The sequence below is a fragment of the Azohydromonas australica DSM 1124 genome (genome assembly GCF_000430725.1).
Classification (GTDB): Bacteria; Pseudomonadota; Gammaproteobacteria; order Burkholderiales; family Burkholderiaceae_C; genus Azohydromonas; species Azohydromonas australica.
Genome location: NZ_AUMO01000177.1, coordinates 1 through 1,089 on the forward strand (window position 1 = coordinate 1; position 1,089 = coordinate 1,089).

At 52.7% G+C, this 1,089-nt stretch carries 1 rRNA gene; it reads right to left on the reverse strand.

The features are described from left to right. Positions 1 to 1,089: ribosomal RNA gene (locus H537_RS0119105) — 23S ribosomal RNA — on the reverse strand; the annotation flags it as partial.

Here is a 1,089-nt window from a genome sequence, read left to right on the forward strand (position 1 = left end):
CCCTTGGGACCGGCTACAGCCCCAGGATGAGATGAGCCGACATCGAGGTGCCAAACACCGCCGTCGATATGAACTCTTGGGCGGTATCAGCCTGTTATCCCCAGAGTACCTTTTATCCGTTGAGCGATGGCCCTTCCATACAGAACCACCGGATCACTTTGTCCTACTTTCGTACCTGCTCGACTTGTCAGTCTCGCAGTCAAGCACGCTTATGCCAATGCACTATCAGCACGATTTCCGACCGTGCCTAGCGTACCTTCGAACTCCTCCGTTACGCTTTGGGAGGAGACCGCCCCAGTCAAACTGCCCACCATACACTGTCCCCATCCCGGATAACGGGACAAGGTTAGAACCTCAAACACACCAGGGTGGTATTTCAAGGACGGCTCCATACGATCTAGCGACCGTACTTCAAAGCCTCCCACCTATCCTACACAGATCTGTTCAAAGTCCAATGTAAAGCTACAGTAAAGGTTCATGGGGTCTTTCCGTCTTTCCGCGGGGAGATTGCATCATCACAAACATTTCAACTTCGCTGAGTCTCTGGAGGAGACAGTGTGGCCATCGTTACGCCATTCGTGCAGGTCGGAACTTACCCGACAAGGAATTTCGCTACCTTAGGACCGTTATAGTTACGGCCGCCGTTTACTGGGACTTCAATCAAGAGCTTGCACCCCATCATTTAATCTTCCAGCACCGGGCAGGCGTCACACCCTATACGTCGACTTTCGTCTTTGCAGAGTGCTGTGTTTTTAATAAACAGTCGCAGCCACCGATTCTCTGCGGCCTCATTGGGCTTCCCCAGTGAATGGGTTCACCTACTAAAGGCACACCTTCTTCCGAAGTTACGGTGTCAATTTGCCGAGTTCCTTCTCCAGAGTTCTCTCAAGCGCCTGAGAATACTCATCACGCGCACCAGTGTCGGTTTGCGGTACGGTCGTCAATAGCTGAAGCTTAGTGGCTTTTCCTGGAAGCAGGGTATCACTCACTTCGGCCGCAAGCGGCCTCGTTATCACCTCTCATCTAAGATCTCCGGATTTGCCTAGAGACCACGACTACGGGCTTGAACCGGGACATCCAACACCCGGC